The sequence below is a fragment of the Oleiphilus sp. HI0132 genome (genome assembly GCF_001635845.1).
Genome location: NZ_LWGJ01000129.1, coordinates 1 through 1,188 on the forward strand (window position 1 = coordinate 1; position 1,188 = coordinate 1,188).

The window sequence follows — 1,188 nt, forward strand, 5'->3', positions numbered from 1 at the left end:
CAAAGTTCCGCGGTCTGCCCATTGAATGTCATCAATAAAGATAACCCAGGGCTTATCTTCTGTAATGGTTTTAATGAAAGCCTGAAAAACTAGCACGAAACGAGCAAGCGTCTCTTGTGCACCAAGAAGCAAAGGTGCCTCGTGTTTGCCGAAAAGCAGTTCCAATTCCGGAAGGAATTCAATTAACACTCTGACGTTATTACCCAAAGCTTCACCTAAGCGTTTACGCAGTGAAAGCAGCTGATCTTCAGGTAACCTTAGTTCTTGTTTTAGCCAGTTTGTCAGAGCTGCCTTAATCGCAGAGTATGGTGTATTTTGTTGGAATTGATCGAACTTACCGCTTATAAAGACGCCATTGCTCGCTGCGATGGGTTTGTACACTTCGTGAATCAATGCTGACTTGCCGATCCCTGAGTAACCGCAAACTGTCAGTAATTGGGGCCGACCTTGTTTCGCTTTATCAAAGCTTTCAAGCAAAAGGCCAAGCTCTTCATTTCGGCCACATAAGGTCTGAGGTATGCAAAAGCGACTAGATACATCGTTAGTCGCAGCAAAAAATCATTTACCGTGCCATCTTTAACAATTGAACGCTGACAATGCAGCAAATCATGCTTTAGACCGAATGCGCTCTGGTATCTATCTTCAGCATTTTTCATCATCATTTTATCAATAATTGATGAAATAGCTGCTGGTAAAGCTGGCCTTTTAGTCGAAGCGCTCTGCTGTTGAGTCGCCATGTGGGCATACACTATACCCAGAGCATCATCAGCTTCGAATGGTAAGTCTCCCGTCAGAAGTTTATAGAAAGTTACGCCCAGAGTGTAAATATCACTTCGGTAGTCTATAGCACGGTTCATTCGCCCTGTTTGCTCGGGAGAAATATAACTTAAAATACCTTCAAGCTTATCAGGCTCGATAATGGCTGGCTGTTCGCGCGTTAATAATGAGGCCAGACCGAAATCGATAATTTGTACTCTTCCGGTATCCGGATTCAGAACGATATTTCCGGGATGCAAGTCTTTATGAATTACTTGAGCATGGTGAATCGCATCCAAGGCATCAGCGAGTTGAATAGCAATATCAAGGAATAGAGGAACAGGCAATTGATGGGAGTCTTGACTTTCAGCATAACGTTTTAAGTCCATGCCCGAATATCTTCCATCACCATACAAGGCGATAAAGAATCAT

General features: G+C 43.3%; 2 protein-coding genes. Both read right to left on the minus strand.

Translation table 11 applies throughout. From position 1 onward, the window contains the following. On the minus strand, positions 1-477 hold a 477-nt coding region (locus tag A3766_RS01665; RefSeq protein ID WP_156508607.1), incomplete at its 3' end, for an AAA family ATPase. Continuing rightward, a complete protein-coding gene (locus A3766_RS01670) occupies positions 429-1,145 on the minus strand; it encodes a serine/threonine-protein kinase (protein ID WP_068641533.1) in 717 nt (238 codons plus the stop codon). The genes A3766_RS01670 and A3766_RS01665, both read right to left, overlap by 49 nt. Positions 1,146-1,188: the final 43 nt, after the last annotated feature.